Below are 19,609 nucleotides of genomic sequence, written 5' to 3' on the forward strand. Positions count from 1 at the left end.
ACGGTTATGAGCACAAAGATCATCAGTCTGGTTTCAATCGGTGCCCATCCGACCTCGGGCCGGCCGCGTCGTGCCGAACAGGATGCACGGGCGGTGGAACTCGGCTTGCAACTGGCTGGGGATAACCTGCAAGTGCTGCATGCCGGGGACATTGCGGAACCTGCGTTGCGCGCCTATCTGGGCATGGGACTCGCGCAGATGCATGTGCTGGAACAACCGGCCGGTGCGGATGCTTTACCGGCATTGACCGACTATTTGCGTGATGCCGGCGCTCAGGTCGTATTGACCGGCAGCCAGGCAGAAACCGGTGAAGGTTCGGGGATGCTGCCGTTCCTGCTGGCCGAAGGGCTAGGCTGGCCGCTGGTGGTGGGGCTGGCGCAGGTCGAGTCGATCAGCGAAGGCTCGGCACTGGTGCTGCAAGCGTTGCCCCGTGGGCAGCGCCGCCGGCTGAAGGTGCGCCTGCCGTTTCTCGCGACTGTGGATAACGCGGCGCCCAAGCCACGGCAAAGTGCTTACGGCCCGGCGCGACGTGGCGTTCTTCAGGCAAAAGATGTGGAAGTGGTGGATGACGAATTGCTTGCAGTGGCGACCCTGCAACCGGCCAAGCCACGGCCGAAGCGGTTGAAGGTGATCAAGGCCAAGAGCGGGGCTGACCGGATGAAGGCGGCTACGGCGAAGGCTAGTGGGGGTGGGGGGCAGGTGCTCAAGGGCGTCACCGCGCAGGCTGGTGCTGAAGCCATTCTCAAGCTGCTGATCGAAGAAGGTGTTGTCCGCTGAAAACCTTTACTGACCCTCTCCCTTCGGGAGAGGGCGGTTTACCCACAATCCCTGTTGGCGGATCTGTGGATAACGTGTTCGCCCCTCTCTGAACCCCTCGCCAATCAAGCCATACAGCCATCAGATCAAAAAACAACCAGCCTAACTTGCGGTTTTTACGAGCTTTTTCCCCAGGATAGTTCCCTGACTTGCCCCCAATCTCTGTTGGCGCTTCTGTGGATAAGATGTTCGCTATCCGCCAAGAGCCATATAAACCGTGGCTTACAACGATCTGATCAAAAATCGATCAATTCAGCCGTTTAACCCCACCAACCCGACGCAAACTCGGATTTATCAACGCCTCCAGAGCTTTTCCACAGCATCCGCCAAGTTACCCCCGAACTCTGTTGGCGCTTCTGTGGATAAGGTGTTTGCCATCCTCTGTAGGCCATGTATTCCGTGGTCTTCATGGTGTTGATCAAAAAACAGACAATCATCGCCGGAATCCGTGCTTCTGGATAAGTCACGGTTTTTCTTCACATAACCGTCGATATTTTTCCCGGTCATCCACAGTTGTCCCCATTTGCTGTGGGTGGCTATGTGGATAACTTGTTCGCCAAACCCTGCGAGTCCCGCCGGCTATAGTCCAAACGGTGATTGATCAGATTTCATACAGTTCTAAGAGCCTGCCTTGACTTCAATCCGGCCGCTGTCTTCACTCCAATGGCACAAGGACCGCCGTCACTTATCCACATCTGGTTCAGGGAGAACGCGTGATGGATACCCAGCCGCATCGCTTACTCCTCAATCCCCGCTTGCTGTCAGCCCCGAAGCCGCGCACGCGCACCTTGCGCCGTGCCGCCAATCAGCATGCCCGTCTATAGCGCCTGAATCCTGCCACTTCGTTGTATTGCCGCCGGGCCTGCCCCCGGAGGCCAGGTGCCCGTTCGCCCATCGATTGCAGGCAACCGCAGAGTTGCCCCACTGCCTGAGAGAGGAATCACCTCATGACACGGATCGCAACGCCCATCAGCGATATCAAGGAACACTACGACGTGATTGTCATCGGCTCCGGGTACGGCGGCGGCATTGCCGCGTCGCGCCTGTCCCGGGCCGGGAAACGGGTGTGCCTGCTGGAGCGGGGCCGGGAAATCCAGCCCGGCGAATACCCCAACACCATGATCGCCGCGACCGAAGAGCTGCAGGTGCACGACCCGGACGGCCACATCGGCTCGCGCACCGGGCTGTTCGATCTGCACGTCAACGCGCAGCAGAACGTGGTGGTCGGTTGTGGCCTCGGTGGCACGTCGTTGATCAATGCCAACGTCTCGCTGGAGCCGACAGCCGATGTGTTCAAGGATCCACGCTGGCCGTTGGCGGTGCGCGAGGACCAGGATGGCTTGCTCAAGGCCGGTTACGAAAAAGCCCGGGAGATGCTCAAACCCAACCCTTATCCGAACAGCGCACCGAACCTGCCCAAGCTCGATGCCAACAAAAAGTCCGCGGACTTCCTCAAGCAAGGCGCGAACTTTTACAAGCCGCCGATCAACGTAACCTTCGACAAGTTGCCGAACAACCTCAACCATGTCGGCGTTGAGCAACTGCCGTGCAACCACTGCGGCGACTGCGTTTCAGGCTGTAACAACAAGGCCAAGAACACCACGCTGATGAACTATTTGCCGGACGCCACCAATCACGGCGCGGAGATTTTCTGCCAGGCCCAGGTTCGGTATCTGGAGCGTGATGGCAGCGGCTGGATCGTGCACTTCCAGTACCTCGACAGTGGACGCGAGAAATTCGACGCGCCGACCCTGTTCGTGAAGGCCGACATCGTCGTGGTCTCCGCCGGCACCCTCGGTTCCACCGAAATCCTCCTGCGTTCCCGGGACAAGGGCCTGGCGATGTCCGGCCAGCTCGGCGAGAACATGAGCGGCAACGGCGACATCCTCGGCTTCGGCCACAACTGCGAACAGACCATCAACGGCATCGGCTTCGGCACGCACTCGGCCAAGGAGATGAAACCGGTCGGCCCGTGCATCACGTCGATCATCGATATGCGCAACGAGGGTGATCGCAGCAGTCGCATGGTCATCGAGGAGGGCTCGATTCCCGGCGCCCTCGGGCGACCGATGGTGCCGGCGATGGCCGGGTTCGCCGAGATGATCGGGGTGCCCACCGACGACAGCTTCAGCGGTAAGGTGAAGTACAAGGAACGCGAAGCCGAAAGCTTCCTGCGCGGCCCGTACTACGGCGCGCTGCACAACATGCAGACCTACCTGATCATGAGCCACGACAGCGGCCAGGGCCGCATGGTCCTCGACAACAAGGATCAATTGCGCATCGACTGGCCGGGTGTTGGCGAGCAGGAAAACTTCAAGATCGGCAATGAACGGCTGTACCAGAGCACCAAGGCACTGGGCGGGATCTGGGTCGAGAATCCGATCTGGACCAAGTTGCTCAAGCACAGCATCGTCTCGGTGCATCCACTGGGCGGTTGCGTGATGGGTGAAGACGCCGCGCAGGGTGTGGTCAACCACAAGGGCCAGGTGTTCAGCGGCGCCAGTGGCAGCGATGTCTACGCCAACCTTTACGTGACCGACGGTGCGGTAATTCCGACGTCACTGGCGGTCAACCCGCTGCTGACCATCTGCGCCGTCAGCGAGCGCAACATGTGCCTGCTAGCCGCCGACCGGGGCTGGAAGATCGATTACACACTGCCTTCGGCGCCGCGCAAACAACCGGTGCCACCGACCCTCGGCGTGCAGTTCACCGAGACCATGAAAGGCTACTTCTCCCGGGCCTTTACCGCTGCGCAGAGTACGGATCTGAAGGTTTACGAAGCGGCGGCCAAACGCGGCGAGGCGGACAATTCGCCGATCGACTTCACCCTGACCATCACCGCCAACGACCTCAACCGGATGATCAAGGAACCGGAACACGCCGCGACCATCGTCGGCACGGTGATCGCCCCGGCGCTGTCGCCGCAGCCGCTGACCGCCAGCAACGGCGTGTTCAACCTGTTCGAGCAATTCGAGCAGCAAGTCGACACACGCCACATGAAATACGACATGAAACTGACCGCCGAGGACGGCAACGACTATTTCTTCAGTGCCTTCAAAACCGTGCCGGAAGACAACGGTGTACTGAATATCTGGCACGACACCAGCACTCTTTACGTGACGCTGTATCGCGGGCCGGACAAGTCCGGCGAGGTGATCGGATCAGGCGTGATGCACATCAAACCGACCGATTTCGCCAAACAGATGACCACCATGAAAGTCCTCAATGCGCGCAACGAGCGCGAGCGCATCGAAGGGCTGGCGCGGTTTGGCAAGTTCTTCGCCGGGATTCTCTGGGAGAGTTACGGCGGGGTGTTTGCCGGGGACAAGTACTTCAATCCCGACGCACCGCCACGCTTGAAACGGCCGCTGGATGCGCCGACGCCGGATGTGCATTTCTTCCCCACCGAAGATGGCGTTCAGTTGCGCCTGACCCGTTATCAGGCCGGTAGCAAAGGCCCGGTGATGCTGGTGCATGGTCTGGGCGTGGGCTCGAACATCTTTTCCACCGATACGATCCAGACCAACCTGCTCGAGTTTCTGTGCAAGCATGACTACGACGTGTGGCTGCTGGATTTCCGGGTGAGCATCCTGCTGCCGGCGAGCAAGAAGGAATGGAACGGCGACCAGATCGCCCAGTACGACTTCAAGGCCGCCATCGCGCAGATCCAACAGCAGACCGGCGCGAAGGACGTGCAGTGCGTGGTGCATTGCTACGGTGCAACCACGTTCTTCATGTCGTTGCTCGCCGGTTTGCAGGGCGTGCGTTCGGTGGTCTGCTCGCAGATCGCCGCCGACACGGTGGTCGCGACGGCGACGGGGCTGAAGGCCGGTCTGCACTTGCCGGGGATGCTCGACGCCATCGGTATCAAATCCATGACCGCCTACGCCGACAGCAAGGAGAACTGGTTCAACCGGCTGTACGACAAGGCTCTAAATGGCTACGCGCGGATCGAAGCCCAGGGTTATTGCACCAACCCGGTGTGCCACCGCATCACCTTCATGTACGCCTCGCTGTACCGTCACGACACCCTCAACGAGACGCTGCACGACAACCTGCACGAGCTGTTCGGCGAGTCGAACATCGAGACCTTCGAACACCTGGCGCTGATCGTGCGCAAAGGGCATCTGGTGGACTTCAAGGGCAACGATGTGTACATGCCGCACTTCGACCGATTGACCATGCCGATCTGCTTCATCAGCGGTGCGGAGAACCAGTGCTACCTGCCGGAAAGCACGCTCAAGACCTACCAGCGGGTTTGCGAGAAACATGGGCCGGAGCGCTATAGCCGGCATGTGGTGCCGGGTTACGGTCACATCGACTGCATGTTCGGCAAGAACGCGGTGGTCGATGTGTATCCGATCATCCTTGAACACCTGGAGAAGACGGCCCGCGGTTGACCTGCAACCGGGTCGACTGCAATCGCTGGCAAGCCAGCTCCCACATTGGAATGCGATGCGTATTTGTGGGAGCTGCGGTGCGAGGACCCGACTTGCAAGCGATGGCGGTGTATCAGGCGCTAAATCTCTCCGGTCTGTACAAGGAAATGGATGACATGGACAGCTACATCCGCTGGTTTCAACGCTTCATCTGGCTCGGTATAGCGATGAACATGGTGTTCGCGATCCCGGCGCTGTTTGCGCCGGGGTTGCTGACATCGGTGGTCGGCCTGCCGCCGCAACTCTCCGACCCGTGGCTGGAAAACGCCGGGATGCTGCTGGTGGGTATCAGCGTGTTCTACATGCCCTCGGGCTTCAACGCGCCGCGCTACGTGGTGCATTCCTGGCTGTGCGTGCTGACGCGGCTGATCGCCGTGGCGTTCTGGATCTACCTGATCGACACCAGCAGCCAGGGCTCGGTATTCGTGCCGATGCTGATGGGCGACCTGAGCTTTTTCCTGATCCTCGGCATCCTGCTGTACCTCGGCACCACCCCTGAAAACCGACCACTGGCCCTGCTGTGTGACGGCTGGCGCGAATGGCGGTCGGCGTGGGCGCGGCATTGGCAGAGTCACGCGTTCAAGGTTGGCACGCTGGTGGTGGTCGCGCTGCTGGCGTTCATCGGTTACCAGACCTGGTATCAGATGCTGCGCGTGGTTCCGGAGCAGGAATACGCCTCCGACGAAGATCACTACAAATACGCCGCGATTGGCCTGGGCATCGAAGCGCGGATCCCGTATTACCTGTTCTCGGTGCTGCCGCAGATGTGCCCGGAAAAGATGCCGAAACCCGGCGGCTGGGAAGTCTTCGGTTTCCTGTTCGAGAACGGCAAGGACCTGCCGATCGGCATGGCCAAGCGGCAGATCGGCTACCCGACCGTCGAGCCGAATTGCGCGCTGTGCCACACCGGCTCCTATCGGGCGAATGCCAGCGACGTTGCGGTCAATGTGCCGAGTGCGCCGGCCAATACCCTGCAACTGCAAGCCTTCCAGTGGTTCGCCTACGATTGCGCCAGCGACCCGAAATTCACTACCGACGCGGTGATGGCGGCGATCAACAGCAAGTTCCAGCTCGGCTTTTTCGAGCGGATCTACAACCGTTACCTGATCATCCCGATGGCCAAGACCGCACTGCTCAAGCAGAAACAGGCCTACGCCTGGCAGAAGCTGCGTCCGCCACAGGGACCGGGGCGTACCGACACCTTCAACCCGACGAAAATGGTGGTATTCGGCTTCCCGGATGACTCGACCATTGGCACCGTCGACCTGCCGCAAGTGTGGAACCAGAAACCCCGGGAATCGATGTACCTGCACTGGGACGGCAATAACAACAAGATCCACGAGCGCAACTACGCCGCCGCGATGGCCGTGGGGGCGACGCCGGAGTCGGTGCTGCCGCCGAGTTTCAATCGCGTGACCAATTGGCTGCTCGGACACAAGGCACCCGCGTGGCCGTGGGCGCTGGATCAGGCCAAAGTCGCTCAGGGCAAACCGATCTGGGAAACCAATTGCGCCGGTTGCCACGACTTCGGTCGCGTCGACACCGGGCAGGTCACCACCAATATCGACCAGCTCGGCACCGATCCGCATCGGCTCGACTCGTTCACTGTCGGACTGGTGGCGGCGTTTCACACCTTCAAGAAACCGCCGTTCGATTTCGGTGCCTACCGCAAGACCCAGAGCTACAGCAACACGCCCACCGACGGTATCTGGCTACGCGCGCCTTATCTGCACAACGGCTCGGTACCGACCTTGTGGGATTTGCTGCAACCGCCGGAAAAACGTCCGCAGGTGTTCATCACCGGCTCCGATGTGTACGACCCGGTCAACGTCGGTTTCGTGACCAGCGGCGCGCAAGCGAAAGCCTCGGCGGACTTCAAATACGACACGCGCCTGGAGGGCAATCACAACACCGGTCACCTGTATGGCACGACACTGTCGGACGACGACAAACGTGCACTGATCGAATTCATGAAAACCCTGTGAACCCCTACGGATAGAGGATTACGCCATGTCAGCGGTCGGTCATCTGAAGCATGAATACGACAAGGTCAAAGTACGCTTGCACGGTTTGCTCACGCGCATCGAAATGGCCTGGATGAAGCTCATCAGTGAACTGGAGCCCGAGGAGTTCCAGGCCATCATCAAGCTGCTCCAGCGCGGTCACGATCAGGCGCAGTACGTGCTCAAGCACGGAGAGTTGCCGGATGACGAGCCGGCCGTGCCGTGGGAGTTGTCCCACGGCTTGTCGATCCTGCGCATCGGTAACGCGACGCCGTTGCCGCAATCGCCCGATCAACTGCAAACCAAAGTACTCAAGGACGGCACACTGTTCGGCTGCCGCAAGTGGGAACTGCTGGATCTGCTGTGGAGCGAGGCGCTGCTCAAGTGGATCGAAAACCTGCGCCATCACGCGACCTTCGGCACCGATCCGGCGCTGGTGACAATGGAGCGCGAAGTGACGTTGGCGATTGCCGGCGACTGGGGCACCGGGCCGTTCAACAGCCACGCGCCGGCGGTGTCGGTGGCCAACCAGATGCAACTGGCCAATGCCGATTTCACCATTCACCTGGGGGACGTTTATTACGCCGGTACCCATTCCCAGGAAGACACCGATATGGCCGGTTGGCCGATGGGCAGCCACGGCTCGTTCACCCTCAATTCCAACCACGAGATGTACAGCGGCGCCCACGGTTATTTCAAAGAACTGGCCGCGCGTTTTCCGGGGCAGCAGGGCACCAGCTACTTTGCCCTGATCAATGACGACTGGCTGATTGTCGGGCTGGACACGGCCTATGCTTCGGACGTGATGAACCTGTACATGGACGGCACGCTGAACGAACCGCAAATCGCCTGGATGAAGGGCTTACCCAAACGCAAGAAACTGATGGTGCTCAGCCACCATCAGGGCTTCGATATCACCGGACACAACAAGACCGCGCTGTATCAACCCGTATGCGATGCACTGGGGCGCGAGCCGGATTACTGGTATTGGGGGCATCTGCACAACGGCATCGTCTATGCGCCACAGGGTGGATTGCATGCGCGCTGTGCCGGGCACGGAGCGATTCCCTACGGCACCACCAGCGAACTGAACGGGCATTCACGGATATTGTTTTCCGAGACGCAGGATGCGAAGGATCCGGACTATCCGCTGCGGGTGTTGAACGGCTACGCGAAGATCAGGTTGGTGGGGGAAGATATTTTCGAAGAGTTTATCGGGGAGGATGGGTCTGTGAGGTGGAAATCGAAGTGATCCGTTTGATCGTTCCCGCGCAGGACGCGGGAACGATCAATGACGCGAATCAGCCCTGAACCGGAACACCCTTGAGGTAAGGCGCAGGCTCGGCACCGAGGTTGCTCAGCATGCGCTCGCTGTACCAGTCGACGAAATTGACCACGCCGAACTCATAAGTCTTGGAATACGGCCCCGGCTGGTACGCGGTGGAGTTGATCCCACGCTGGTTTTCTTCGGCCAGGCGGCGGTCCTGATCGTTGGTCGCGTCCCACACTTTGCGCATGCGCTCGACGTCGTAATCCACGCCTTCCACGGCATCCTTGTGCACCAGCCACTTGGTGGTGACCATGGTTTCCTGGGCGCTGATCGGCCACACGGTGAACACGATGATGTGGTCGCCCATGCAGTGGTTCCACGAGTGCGGCAGGTGCAGGATGCGCATCGAGCCCAGGTCCGGGTTCTTGATCCGGCCCATCAGTTTGGCGCAGCCCTGTTTGCCGTCCATGGTCATCGACACGGTGCCTTTGAGGAGCGGCATGCGCACGATACGGTTACGCAGGCCGAAACTGGCGTGGGCATAAGGGATCTTTTCGGCTTCCCACGCGGCAGCAGACGCGGCGACGTGGTCCTTGAACGCCTGGTCGGCACGCGGGTCGGTGACGTCGTCCCACTCCAGCAGGGTTTTCAGCAATTCCGGGTGCGAACCGTTGCAGTGGTAGCACTCGCGGTTGTTTTCCAGCACCAGTTTCCAGTTGGCCTTTTCCATCAAGGTGGTTTGCACCGCCACCTTGGTGTTTTCCATGTCATACGGTTCCATGTAGTGGTTCAGGGTCGACAGGAAGTCATCAATGGCCGGCGGATTCTCGGCCAGGCTGATGAAGATGTAGCCGCCGGCGGTCTTCACGTTCACCGGTTTGAGGCCGTACTGGTTCATGTCGAAGTCGGCGCCCATCTCGGTACCGGCGAACAGCAGTCGACCGTCCAGCTCATACGTCCACTGGTGGTAGTGGCAGACCAGCTTGGCGACCTTGCCCTTGTCGCTGGTGCACAGGCGCGAGCCACGGTGGCGGCAGACGTTGTGGAATGCGTGTACCACGCCTTCGGCGCCGCGGATCACGATGATCGGGTTCTTGCCGATCTGCAGCGTCAGGTAGTTGCCCTTGGCCGGGATCTCGCAGGTCATGCCGGCGATCAACCACTCTTTCTGGAAGATCTCCTGCATGTCGATATCGAACAGGCGCTCGTCGCTGTAGAACGGTTGCGGCAGCGAGAAGGTGCGCTCGCGTTCCTGCAGCATTTGTGCGGTGGCCTTGCGTGCGGGTTCCAGCGGGTCGCCCAGGCTGATTTTTGCGGTGTCCATCGATGAATTCCTCAAGGCCATCTGCGTGGCCGCGAAAGTGGCTGATCAGGGTTGCAGCGCAAGGTGTAAAGAAACCGTTTGTGTTGAGGGCGAGTGTGGGGCCGGCGCTGCCCGGAACCTTATCCATGGGCGACATGGTGCAATCTGTTCCCGACGCGCAACCCCCGGTGGTTGGGGGCTGGTCGCGATAAGTATGTGAATGTCGCGGATAGGTAAACGGGCCGTTCGCGCTATACGCAGAATCGCCACATGAAGGCCGACAGTCGGCCGTGGAGAACAGCATGTCGAACAGCTTCCTGAATCCGGTCACCACCCAGACCTGGGCCAATGGCCGACACATCGTCCGTTGCGTCAAAGTCATCCAGGAAACCTGGGATGTGCGCACCTTCTGCTTCATGGCCGACCAGCCGATCCTGTTCTTCTTCAAGCCCGGGCAGTTCGTGACCCTGGAGCTGGAAATCGAAGGCCAGCCGATCATGCGTTCGTACACCATCTCCAGCTCGCCGTCGGTGCCGTACAGCTTTTCGGTGACCATCAAGCGCGTGCCGGGGGGCAAGGTGTCCAACTGGCTGCATGACACCCTGCATGAAGGTCAGGAGCTGGCGGTGCACGGCCCGGTCGGGCTGTTCAACGCCATCGACTTCCCGAGCCCGAAAGTGCTGTACCTCAGCGGCGGTGTCGGCATCACCCCGGTGATGTCCATGGCGCGCTGGTTCTACGACACCAACGGCAACGTCGACATGACGTTCATCCACAGCGCCCGCTCACCGAAGGACATCATTTACCACCGCGAGCTGGAACACATGGCGTCGCGGATCGACAACTTCAGTCTGCACCTGATCTGCGAGAAGCATGGGCTGGGCGAGCCGTGGGCCGGCTATCGTGGCTACCTCAACCACAAGATGCTGGAACTGATGGTGCCGGACTTCCTCGAGCGCGAAGTCTTCTGCTGCGGCCCGACGCCTTACATGACGGCGGTCAAGCGCCTGCTGGAAAACGCCGGCTACGACATGAAGCGCTACCACGAGGAATCCTTCGGCGCCACACCGCCGGAAGCTCGCGCCGATGCAGTGGAACAGGCCGAACAGGCCGCCGAAGCACCGGAAATCCCGGCGGCGGATCTGCACCTGGTGGAATTCACCTCTTCGGACAAGAGCATCCGCGTGGCTCCGGGCGAGACCGTGCATGCGGCGGCGGCCAAGGTCGGCCTGATGATCCCGAAAGCCTGCGGCATGGGGATCTGCGGGACGTGCAAGGTGCTCAAACTCGGCGGCGAGGTGGAGATGGATCACAACGGCGGGATTACCGAGGACGACGAGGCAGAGGGGTACATTCTTTCTTGCTGCAGCGTGCCGAAGGGGGATGTTCGGATCGAGTTTTAAGTAGGTTTGCATCTAGGGCGATCTCCTCATTGAGGAAATCGCCTGGAAAATGCGATTTCAAATCAGTCCAGACATGGCGAGCAAGCCAAAGCCCGCGAACGTAAAGCCAAATATTTGCTGGTATTTATTCAGTTTAAGCAAGTCGCGTTTGAGTTTCGGTGGGAAATTCTTAACGTCTCTTGCGCTTACTTTGCCTTGGGAAATATACCGTGAAGGGTTTTTGAGGATGCCAAAAATCTCTCCCAACATATAAATTCGCCCCCCCAAGCCCGCTTGCCATAGCATGAACAGAGACGAGGTGATCGAGCTTCGTTTAAGGCTGGTAAGGATTACTTCCAGTCTTCTTTTGGCGACATAAAGCAAAATTCCATTTACTAATAACAGACCTGTGAGACTAACCATTGCCATAATCACTATTGGGTTTATTGCGATGTCTTGCATATCTTCTATATATGCGACTAACCCTAGGCACATCATGATTGCGAAAAAAATAAAAACGAGTCTGTATAAGGTGATTAATTTTTTTCTAAGTTTTTGTGGGAAGTTTTCAAAGTCTTTCGCGCAAAGCTTTCCGGTATGAATATAAATCGCAGGGCTTCTCATGATGGCGAACACTTCTCCCATCATGTAAATTCTGCCCCAAGGTCCTCCGTGCCAAAGCATTGTTATTTTGCTCGAAATTGAACTGTTTGTTAGGTGGCTTAATATGGTTTCGGTTTTTGTTTTGGCGACATACAACATCACGCCTATCAGCGTAAATATACCGATGAAATCTACAATGCCGATCAACAACAATATTTTCTCTGTAATGCAAAGAATCATTTAGCAGCCTCGTATACTTTCTCCGCGACCTGCTCGCCGCCTTTTTCGCCCAAAGTCCCGCCGGCGTAATTTCCGACTCCTGCCAATAGAGCAGCACAAAGGGCAGTACCGAGCCCGCCAGTCGGGAGACCAACTCCTACACAGATCGTTGAGGCCGTTAAGCTCACGAGCGCGCCGGCTACTATTCCTCCACCCACTCCACCCAAAAAGCTTCCGGTCTCCGTGAACTTCACCTTTTCACACGCTTCGATGCTGCCATTTGCGCAAACATCCTGGACCCTCACTGCCGATGCGCTACCTCCCACAGCGGTGCCAATCCAACCTCCATATTTGACATATCGCGATGCCTTGGTGACGGCTTGAATATGAGTGGCATATCCCGGGTTCTGGCCGATACCGCCAGCCTTTTTCCATCGATGCACTAGGTGCGGATGATCAATGCCGAGGGCTGCTTTGAGGTTCGGGTGATCAGGCAGGCCAATGGTTATTTTGGTGAAGTTGGTGAGTCGGTTATCCAGCTTGTTAAGCAGCTGTGTACGTTGTTTTTTAAACGCTTTTGAGTTCAGGCTGCCATTCGCGCCGAGGGTTTTGGTATGCAAGTTTTCGATTTCTTGAAGCGCGTTTTTTATTCCATCCAGATAATTGGCCGCCATGGCCGTGGTGACGCCTATCACTTTCGATTCAACTGAAAGTGCACTCTGAATAACGCCGTGGTGTTGCGCCATGAAATCAGCTTCTTCCATCGTCAACGGCGCCAGCGCCATGCTGACGATGTGTGCCGTTTCCATTAGCAATGATTCTTCATAGGTGCATTGCTGATTGTCCGGGTCGCTCAGGACAATCAGCGTTCCGGCTTTTACTATGGCTTCCATCGGATTGAGGCTTTTGAATTTGGCGATGACGCTCGGGTTGGGCGACGGAAACAGTTGCACCTGCAGTTTCTCGGCGGGCAGGCTTTTGGGCACGATATAGAACCCTGGCTCCTCCGGTGTCGGCAACTCCTGGGGCCTGCGCTCGCTGGGAAAAAGCTGCAGGTCTGGGAGCGGGCGCGCAGACGGGACAGGAGCGACGTTCGAGCGCGAGACTTTCAAGTCTTGCAGATGAACGGCTCGCAGCAGTCGTTCCGGATCAGGATTCGCTGCGGGCTGCGTGAGCATCGACTGCGGTCGGGCTCTGGCCGTGCGAGTGATTGTTCGCTGCCTGTTTTGCAGCAAAAGCCGGGACTGGTTCAGGAGGTTTCGTTGTTCCTGTGCAAGTGCGTACAGGCCTTGCTTCGGGGGTAAACGTCCGGCGGCAACATCTTCGACGATGTGCCTGACGAAGTAAGCTACCCCATGATTGAACTGCACGCGCGCCATCCCGTAAGCCAGATGGCGAGCGCCAGTGGTCAGTGCCTGTGCCAGCAGTTTATTGGCAGAACTCTGCACATCGCAGAGATCATGTCGCGGAGAACTCAATCCTCTTCGCCCCACGAGGCATACCCGGTGGTGCCGGCGATGTGATGGACCCAACGGATTTCTCGATAACGAAGGGCCAGTTGCTCTTGAGGTTCGGCGTCGTTTTGCAGGATCGCGTGTGGCAAATCAAGGGAGAGATCAACCAGAACGGCACCATCGATGGAGACGGAATAGAACTTCTCTTGCTGACCTTGAGGCGACGTTCGGTAGAGGCTGATCCTACAGCTGACTTCTTCTCGGTTTGCAAGCGCCTGCGCCAGCAGCGGAGAGGACTTGTCGAGCCTTTTGGTAATGATGACCGGGGCATGTGTGGGGTGGTTGATGTTGCCGGCATTGGCCATGTTGTGGCTGTAGGACAGCACCATGATTTCATTGGTGTGCGCCGTCTGAAAGGTATTGCCGACAGACTCGGCTGTTGAACATCCTGCTGATATCAGTCCCTGGGTTTTACCCTTGATGGTCATGTAGCCGGGGTTCGCCATAGTCTGCAGTCCTTGAAATGGGAGTCGGCAGTCTATGGCGAGGTTTGTTTGTTTTATGTAGGGTTTGGCGTAGTCCGATTCTGAAATTACTCAGTCAATAAACAGATCGGGCATTAGTTTTTCGTGGCTGTCCGGCTCATATCGATAGTGATCGAAATCGCTTACGCCGTTCTCCCGCAAGATCTCCTCATCAATCAACAGACGCCCGGTAATCCGCCGTCCGCTGCTACTCAGAATCACATGCGCCGCATCCGCCATGATCGCCGGCTTACGCGCATGCTTGAACGACTCCCGATTGCCCAACTGAAACTCGATCGCCGCCGTGGCGATCATGGTCTGCGGCCACAGCGAATTGACGCTGATCCCGTAGTTGGCGAATTCCTCGCTCATGCCCACCGTCAGCATGCTCATGCCGTACTTGGTTACGGTGTAGGGGCTGTATTGCGCGAACCATTTGCTGGCCATGTTCAGCGGCGGTGACAAGTTGAGAATGTGCCCAGAGGATTTTTTCAGGTAGGGCAGGGCCGCCTGGCTACACAGCAAAACCGCGCGGGTGTTGATCTGGTGCATCAGATCGAAACGCTTGAGTTCGATGTGTTGCACACCGGTCAGTTTGATCGCCCCGGCGTTGTTCACCAGTGCATCGATTCCGCCGAAATGTTCGTTGGCCTGGGCCAGCGCCTGACGCACCGCGTCTTCATCACGCACATCCAGTTGCAACGCCAAAGCCTTGCCGCCGGCCGCTTCGACTTCAGCGGCGACGCTGTGGATGGTGCCGGGCAACTTGGCGTGCGGTTCGGCGCTCTTGGCCGCGATCACGATATTGGCCCCGTCCTGTGCAGCCCGCAGCGCAATCTCGCGCCCGATGCCACGGCTGGCGCCAGTGATGAACAAGGTTTTGCCTTTTAGCGACATGCGCAAGCTCCTGCTTATTGTTATGTGAGCGATGGCTCGACAGACAATGTAGACGATGGAGCTGAAACGGGAGGGAGAGGTGAGCGGTGGCGGGGGAGCAGGCTCCCGCGCCACGGGAAGGGGATCAGGCCGACATGACTTCGCGAATGTCGCGGGCCAGTTCACGCACGCGTTCTTCTTCGGTGTCCCACGAGCACATGAAGCGGGCGCCACCCTTGCCGATGAAAGTGTAGAAGCGCCAGCCGCGAGCGGTCAGGGCGGCGATGGCCGGTTCCGAGAGTTGCAGGAATACGCCGTTGGCCTGGACCGGGAACATCAGTTCCACGCCCGGGATGTCGCTGACCAGTTCTGCCAAAAGTTGCGCGCAGTGGTTGGCGTGGCGGGCGTACTTGAGCCAGGCGTCGTTTTCCAGGATGCCGACCCACGGGGCCGACAGGAAACGCATCTTCGAGGCCAATTGCCCGGCCTGTTTGCAGCGGTAGTCGAAGTCTTCGGCCAGTTTGTGGTTGAAGAACAGGATCGCTTCACCCACCGCCATGCCGTTTTTCGTGCCGCCGAAGCACAGCACGTCGACGCCGGCCTTCCAGGTCAGGTCTGCCGGCGAGCAGCCGAGGAACGCGCAGGCGTTGGAGAACCGCGCGCCGTCCATGTGCAGGTTCAGGCCCAGTTCCTTGCAGGTGTCGCTGATGGCGCGGACTTCTTCCGGGGTGTAGACGCTGCCGACTTCGGTGGCCTGGGTCAGGGTTACGACCCGTGGTTTCGGGTAGTGGATATCCTGGCGCTTGAGGGCGACTTCGCGGATCGAGGCCGGGGTGATCTTGCCGTTTTCAGTGCCGGCGATCAGCAGTTTCGAACCGTTGGAGAAGAACTCCGGGGCGCCGCATTCGTCGGTTTCGACGTGGGCGGTTTCCGAGCAGATGACGCTGTGGTAACTCTGGCACAGCGACGACAGCGCGAGGGAGTTGGCGGCGGTGCCGTTGAAGGCGAAGAACACTTCGCAGTCGGTCTCGAACAGCTTGCGGAAATAATCGGAGGCGCGTGCTGTCCACTCATCGTCGCCATAGGCGCGCTGGTGGCCGTGGTTGGCCTGTTCCATGGCAGCCCAGGCTTCAGGGCAGATACCGGAATAGTTGTCGCTGGCGAATTGTTGGCTCTTGTCGGTCATGGCCGGCTTCCGTGATCGAGGCGCTTGTGGCGCTTCGTGGGGTCAATGATGGTGCGCACTGTACCGAAGATCATCCGGGGAGCACACGGGATGTCGCTGTCAAAACTTTACAAGGATGCAAGCCGATTATGCACCTGAGCCGGCGCGACGGCGCACTCGATCTGCTCAAGTGGCTGGCGCTGCTGGGCATGCTGCTCGATCACCTGCGATATGTCGGGATCAGCGCCGATTGGCTGTATGTGCCGGGGCGGCTGGCGTTCCCGTGGTTCTGTCTGGCGATGGCGGCGAACCTGGCGCGGGACGGCGCGCGCAAGACCGAATGGCGCTATCTGGGCTGGTTGCTGCTGTTCAGTCTGTTCAGCGAGATTCCCTACCGTTTGTACATCCCGGATCCTGACACCTTGAACGTGATGCCCACGCTGGCGCTGGGTTTGTTGGTGGCGCGGGGCTGGCAGGATCGAACAGCGATTTCGCGACTGCTGGGCATAGGTGCCTTGCTGGTGGCCGCGTTGTTCCCGGAGCGACTGATGTTCGGTCTGTTCGGCGTCCTGCTGCCGCTGGCGATGTTGCTGGTGTTTCGCAAACCCTGGTATTTCAGCCTGCTGCCGGGGCTGGTGTGTCTGGCGGCGAATCAGTGGCAGGTGCTCTTCGAATCCGCGCAGTTCGGCAACCGTGTGGCGCTCCTCGGCATTGCGACCTGCCTGATCGCGCCGCTGGCCGGAATGTTCCTGTTGCGACATGCCACTTTCCTCCGCGCGCCACCCCTGCGGCGCTGGGCGTATGCGCTCTATCCCGCGCATTTCCTCGTTCTTCTGGGGTTGCGCCAGCTGCTTGTTTGAGTCCATCGCTGTCGGCATGTCGTAAACGCACCTTTGCGTGGCGTCCGTAGGCATTTGACCTCCCTGCGCCGGCCATACCATCGGCATCAAAGGGCACTGCCAACATAGCCAGTGCCTTACCGAGACGAATGGCGCACAGATGCCGCTGGGAGAGACGCGATGTTCAGCAAGCAAGACCGGATCCAGGGTTACGACGATGCACTGCTGGCGGCGATGAATGCCGAGGAGCAACGTCAGGAAGATCACATCGAGCTGATCGCGTCGGAGAACTACACCAGCAAACGCGTCATGGAAGCGCAAGGCAGCGGCTTGACCAACAAGTACGCCGAAGGCTATCCGGGCAAGCGCTACTACGGTGGCTGCGAGCACGTCGACAAGGTCGAAGCGCTGGCCATCGAACGCGCCAAGCAACTGTTCGGCGCCGATTACGCCAACGTCCAGCCGCACTCCGGTTCCTCGGCCAACAGCGCTGTCTATCTGGCGCTGATCCAGGCCGGCGACACCATTCTGGGCATGAGCCTGGCACATGGCGGTCACCTGACCCACGGCGCCAAGGTCTCGTCCTCGGGCAAGCTGTACAACGCCGTGCAGTACGGCATCGACACCAAGACCGGCCTGATCGATTACGACGAAGTCGAGCGTCTGGCCGTAGAGCACAAACCGAAAATGATCGTCGCCGGTTTCTCGGCCTACTCGAAAACCCTCGATTTCCCACGCTTCCGTCAGATCGCCGACAAGGTCGGTGCGCTGCTGTTCGTCGACATGGCCCACGTCGCCGGTCTGGTGGCTGCCGGTCTGTACCCGAACCCGTTGCCGTACGCCGATGTGGTCACCACCACGACTCACAAGACCCTGCGCGGTCCGCGTGGCGGCCTGATCCTGGCCAAGGCCAACGAAGAGATCGAGAAGAAGCTCAACGCGGCGGTATTCCCCGGCGCCCAGGGCGGCCCGCTGATGCACGTCATCGCCGGTAAAGCCGTGTGCTTCAAGGAAGCGCTGGAGCCTGGCTTCAAGGCCTATCAGCAACAAGTGATCGACAACGCTCAGGCGATGGCGAGCGTATTTATCAAACGTGGCTACGATGTAGTGTCCGGCGGCACCGACAACCACCTGTTCCTGGTCAGCCTGATCCGTCAGGGCCTCACCGGTAAAGACGCCGACGCCGCCCTCGGTCGCGCGCACATCACCGTCAACAAGAACGCCGTACCGAACGACCCGCAGTCGCCGTTCGTCACCTCCGGCCTGCGCATCGGCACCCCGGCGGTGACGACTCGTGGCTTCAAGGTGACCCAGTGCGTGACGCTGGCCGGCTGGATCTGCGACATCCTCGACAACCTCGGCGATGCCGATGTCGAGGCCAACGTCGCCCAGCAGGTTGCGGCCCTGTGCGCAGACTTCCCGGTTTATCGCTGAGCGTTCTGGAGTAAATGACTATGCAACGCTATTCGGGCTTCGGCCTCTTCAAGCACTCCCTCAGCCACCACGAAAACTGGCAGCGCATGTGGCGCACGCCGACCCCGAAAAAGGTCTACGACGTGGTCATCGTCGGCGGCGGCGGGCACGGTCTGGCGACTGCCTACTACCTGGCCAAGGAACACGGCATCACCAACGTGGCCGTGGTCGAAAAGGGCTGGCTGGGCGGTGGTAACACCGCGCGCAACACCACCATCGTTCGCTCCAACTACCTGTGGGACGAGTCGGCGCACCTTTACGAACACGCGATGAAACTGTGGGAAGGCCTGTCTCAGGACCTGAACTACAACGTGATGTTCTCCCAACGCGGCGTCTACAACCTGTGCCACACCCTGCAGGACATTCGTGATTCCGAGCGTCGGGTCAGCGCCAACCGCCTCAACGGCGTCGACGGCGAACTGCTCAACGCCAAGCAAGTCGCTGACGAAATCCCGTACCTCGACTGCTCGAAAAACACCCGCTATCCGGTGATGGGTGCAACCGTCCAGCGTCGCGGCGGCGTGGCCCGTCACGATGCCGTGGCGTGGGGCTTTGCCCGTGCCGCCGACGCCCTCGGTGTGGACTTGATCCAGCAGACCGAAGTGATCGGTTTCCGCAAGGAAAACGGCGTGTGCATCGGCGTAGAAACCAACAAGGGCTTCATCGGCGCCAAGCGCGTCGGGGTGGTCACCGCCGGTAACTCCGGGCACATGGCCAAACTCGCCGGTTTCCGTCTGCCGATCGAATCCCACCCGCTGCAAGCACTGGTGTCCGAGCCGATCAAGCCGATCATCGACAGCGTGATCATGTCCAACGCCGTGCACGGTTACATCAGCCAGTCCGACAAGGGCGACCTGGTGATCGGCGCCGGTATCGACGGCTACAACGGCTACGGTCAGCGCGGTTCGTACCCGGTGATCGAGCACACCATCCAGGCCATCGTCGAGATGTTCCCGGTGCTGTCGCGGGTGCGCATGAACCGTCAGTGGGGCGGCATCGTCGACACCACGCCGGACGCCTGCCCGATCATTTCGAAAACCCCGGTGCCGAACATGTTCTTCAACTGCGGTTGGGGCACCGGTGGCTTCAAGGCCACACCTGGCTCGGGCAACGTGTTTGCCGCGAGTCTGGCCAAGGGTGAAATGCACCCGCTGGCCGCACCTTTCTCCATCGACCGTTTCCACAGCGGTGCGTTGATCGACGAACACGGCGCTGCGGCTGTCGCCCACTAACAGGAGAAATT

General features: G+C 59.4%; 14 protein-coding genes. 8 read left to right on the forward strand and 6 right to left on the reverse strand.

Going from position 1 to position 19,609, the window contains the following annotated elements; translation table 11 throughout:
* Positions 1 to 6: 6 nt before the first annotated feature.
* The 4 genes from CAF87_RS12325 to CAF87_RS12340 all read left to right on the forward strand — a co-directional run bounded on the left by CAF87_RS12325 (position 7) and on the right by CAF87_RS12340 (position 8,510).
* Positions 7 to 777 carry an electron transfer flavoprotein subunit beta gene (locus CAF87_RS12325; protein WP_085731643.1) on the forward strand — a complete coding sequence of 257 codons (771 nt, stop codon included), beginning with the start codon at positions 7 to 9 and terminating at the stop codon, positions 775 to 777.
* Positions 778 to 1,763: 986 nt separating this feature from the next.
* Positions 1,764 to 5,216, forward strand: a complete 3,453-nt coding sequence (locus tag CAF87_RS12330; RefSeq protein ID WP_085731644.1) for an alpha/beta fold hydrolase — start codon at positions 1,764 to 1,766, stop codon at positions 5,214 to 5,216.
* A 155-nt stretch (positions 5,217 to 5,371) separates the two neighbouring features.
* A complete protein-coding gene (locus CAF87_RS12335) occupies positions 5,372 to 7,240 on the forward strand; it encodes a hypothetical protein (RefSeq protein ID WP_085731645.1) in 1,869 nt (622 codons plus the stop codon).
* Positions 7,241 to 7,265: 25 nt separating this feature from the next.
* Positions 7,266 to 8,510: a metallophosphoesterase gene (locus tag CAF87_RS12340; protein WP_085731646.1), complete on the forward strand. Its 1,245-nt coding sequence runs from the start codon at positions 7,266 to 7,268 to the stop codon at positions 8,508 to 8,510.
* A gap of 49 nt (positions 8,511 to 8,559) precedes the next feature.
* Here CAF87_RS12340 and gbcA read toward each other — a convergent pair whose 3' ends face one another.
* Positions 8,560 to 9,852, reverse strand: coding sequence for a glycine-betaine demethylase subunit GbcA (gene gbcA, locus CAF87_RS12345; protein ID WP_085688567.1), 1,293 nt, complete (start codon positions 9,850 to 9,852; stop codon positions 8,560 to 8,562).
* Positions 9,853 to 10,133: 281 nt separating this feature from the next.
* On the opposite strand from gbcA, the gene gbcB reads away from it, so the two are divergent.
* Complete coding sequence (gene gbcB / locus CAF87_RS12355) at positions 10,134 to 11,234, forward strand: glycine-betaine demethylase subunit GbcB (RefSeq protein ID WP_085731647.1); 1,101 nt, start codon at positions 10,134 to 10,136, stop codon at positions 11,232 to 11,234.
* Positions 11,235 to 11,291: 57 nt separating this feature from the next.
* Here the strand turns inward: gbcB and CAF87_RS12360 are convergent, their stop codons facing one another.
* From CAF87_RS12360 to CAF87_RS12380, 5 genes are all read right to left on the reverse strand, one after another.
* Positions 11,292 to 12,056 (reverse strand): hypothetical protein, encoded by a 765-nt coding sequence (locus CAF87_RS12360; protein ID WP_085731648.1) that lies wholly within the window; start codon positions 12,054 to 12,056, stop codon positions 11,292 to 11,294.
* Complete coding sequence (locus CAF87_RS12365) at positions 12,053 to 13,513, reverse strand: hypothetical protein (RefSeq protein WP_085731649.1); 1,461 nt, start codon at positions 13,511 to 13,513, stop codon at positions 12,053 to 12,055. The genes CAF87_RS12360 and CAF87_RS12365 overlap by 4 nt, the downstream gene beginning before the upstream one ends.
* On the reverse strand, positions 13,510 to 13,995 hold the full coding sequence (locus tag CAF87_RS12370; protein WP_085731650.1) for an Hcp family type VI secretion system effector: 486 nt from the start codon (positions 13,993 to 13,995) through the stop codon (positions 13,510 to 13,512). Before CAF87_RS12370 ends, CAF87_RS12365 begins: the two co-directional genes overlap by 4 nt.
* A 90-nt stretch (positions 13,996 to 14,085) precedes the next feature.
* Entirely contained in the window at positions 14,086 to 14,910 is an 825-nt protein-coding gene (locus CAF87_RS12375; protein WP_085731651.1) for an NAD(P)-dependent oxidoreductase, read from the reverse strand.
* A gap of 124 nt (positions 14,911 to 15,034) precedes the next feature.
* Positions 15,035 to 16,075, reverse strand: coding sequence for a low specificity L-threonine aldolase (locus CAF87_RS12380; RefSeq protein WP_007959802.1), 1,041 nt, complete (start codon positions 16,073 to 16,075; stop codon positions 15,035 to 15,037).
* A 128-nt stretch (positions 16,076 to 16,203) separates the two neighbouring features.
* Here CAF87_RS12380 and CAF87_RS12385 point away from each other — a divergent pair, with 128 nt between their 5' ends.
* The 3 genes from CAF87_RS12385 (at position 16,204) to CAF87_RS12395 (ending at position 19,598) form a co-directional block, all read left to right on the forward strand.
* Positions 16,204 to 16,914: a TraX family protein gene (locus tag CAF87_RS12385; RefSeq protein WP_085731652.1), complete on the forward strand. Its 711-nt coding sequence runs from the start codon at positions 16,204 to 16,206 to the stop codon at positions 16,912 to 16,914.
* Positions 16,915 to 17,073: 159 nt separating this feature from the next.
* On the forward strand, positions 17,074 to 18,327 hold the full coding sequence (gene glyA / locus CAF87_RS12390; protein WP_085731653.1) for a serine hydroxymethyltransferase: 1,254 nt from the start codon (positions 17,074 to 17,076) through the stop codon (positions 18,325 to 18,327).
* Between the two features lie 20 nt (positions 18,328 to 18,347).
* Positions 18,348 to 19,598 carry a sarcosine oxidase subunit beta gene (locus CAF87_RS12395; RefSeq protein WP_085688558.1) on the forward strand — a complete coding sequence of 417 codons (1,251 nt, stop codon included), beginning with the start codon at positions 18,348 to 18,350 and terminating at the stop codon, positions 19,596 to 19,598.
* The last annotated feature ends 11 nt before the right edge of the window (positions 19,599 to 19,609 follow it).

Origin of the sequence: Pseudomonas sp. R38(2017) (genome assembly GCF_002112395.1) — a bacterium.
Taxonomy (GTDB): Bacteria; Pseudomonadota; Gammaproteobacteria; order Pseudomonadales; family Pseudomonadaceae; genus Aquipseudomonas.

Coding starts and splice junctions, on each gene's coding strand:
- CAF87_RS12325 (WP_085731643.1), top strand. CDS start 7: ATGAGCACAAAGATCATCAGTCTGGTTTCAATCGGTGCCCATCCGACC.
- CAF87_RS12330 (WP_085731644.1), top strand. CDS start 1,764: ATGACACGGATCGCAACGCCCATCAGCGATATCAAGGAACACTACGAC.
- CAF87_RS12335 (WP_085731645.1), top strand. CDS start 5,372: ATGGACAGCTACATCCGCTGGTTTCAACGCTTCATCTGGCTCGGTATA.
- CAF87_RS12340 (WP_085731646.1), top strand. CDS start 7,266: ATGTCAGCGGTCGGTCATCTGAAGCATGAATACGACAAGGTCAAAGTA.
- gbcA (WP_085688567.1), bottom strand. CDS start 9,852: ATGGACACCGCAAAAATCAGCCTGGGCGACCCGCTGGAACCCGCACGC.
- gbcB (WP_085731647.1), top strand. CDS start 10,134: ATGTCGAACAGCTTCCTGAATCCGGTCACCACCCAGACCTGGGCCAAT.
- CAF87_RS12360 (WP_085731648.1), bottom strand. CDS start 12,056: ATGATTCTTTGCATTACAGAGAAAATATTGTTGTTGATCGGCATTGTA.
- CAF87_RS12370 (WP_085731650.1), bottom strand. CDS start 13,995: ATGGCGAACCCCGGCTACATGACCATCAAGGGTAAAACCCAGGGACTG.
- CAF87_RS12375 (WP_085731651.1), bottom strand. CDS start 14,910: ATGTCGCTAAAAGGCAAAACCTTGTTCATCACTGGCGCCAGCCGTGGC.
- CAF87_RS12380 (WP_007959802.1), bottom strand. CDS start 16,075: ATGACCGACAAGAGCCAACAATTCGCCAGCGACAACTATTCCGGTATC.
- CAF87_RS12385 (WP_085731652.1), top strand. CDS start 16,204: ATGCACCTGAGCCGGCGCGACGGCGCACTCGATCTGCTCAAGTGGCTG.
- glyA (WP_085731653.1), top strand. CDS start 17,074: ATGTTCAGCAAGCAAGACCGGATCCAGGGTTACGACGATGCACTGCTG.
- CAF87_RS12395 (WP_085688558.1), top strand. CDS start 18,348: ATGCAACGCTATTCGGGCTTCGGCCTCTTCAAGCACTCCCTCAGCCAC.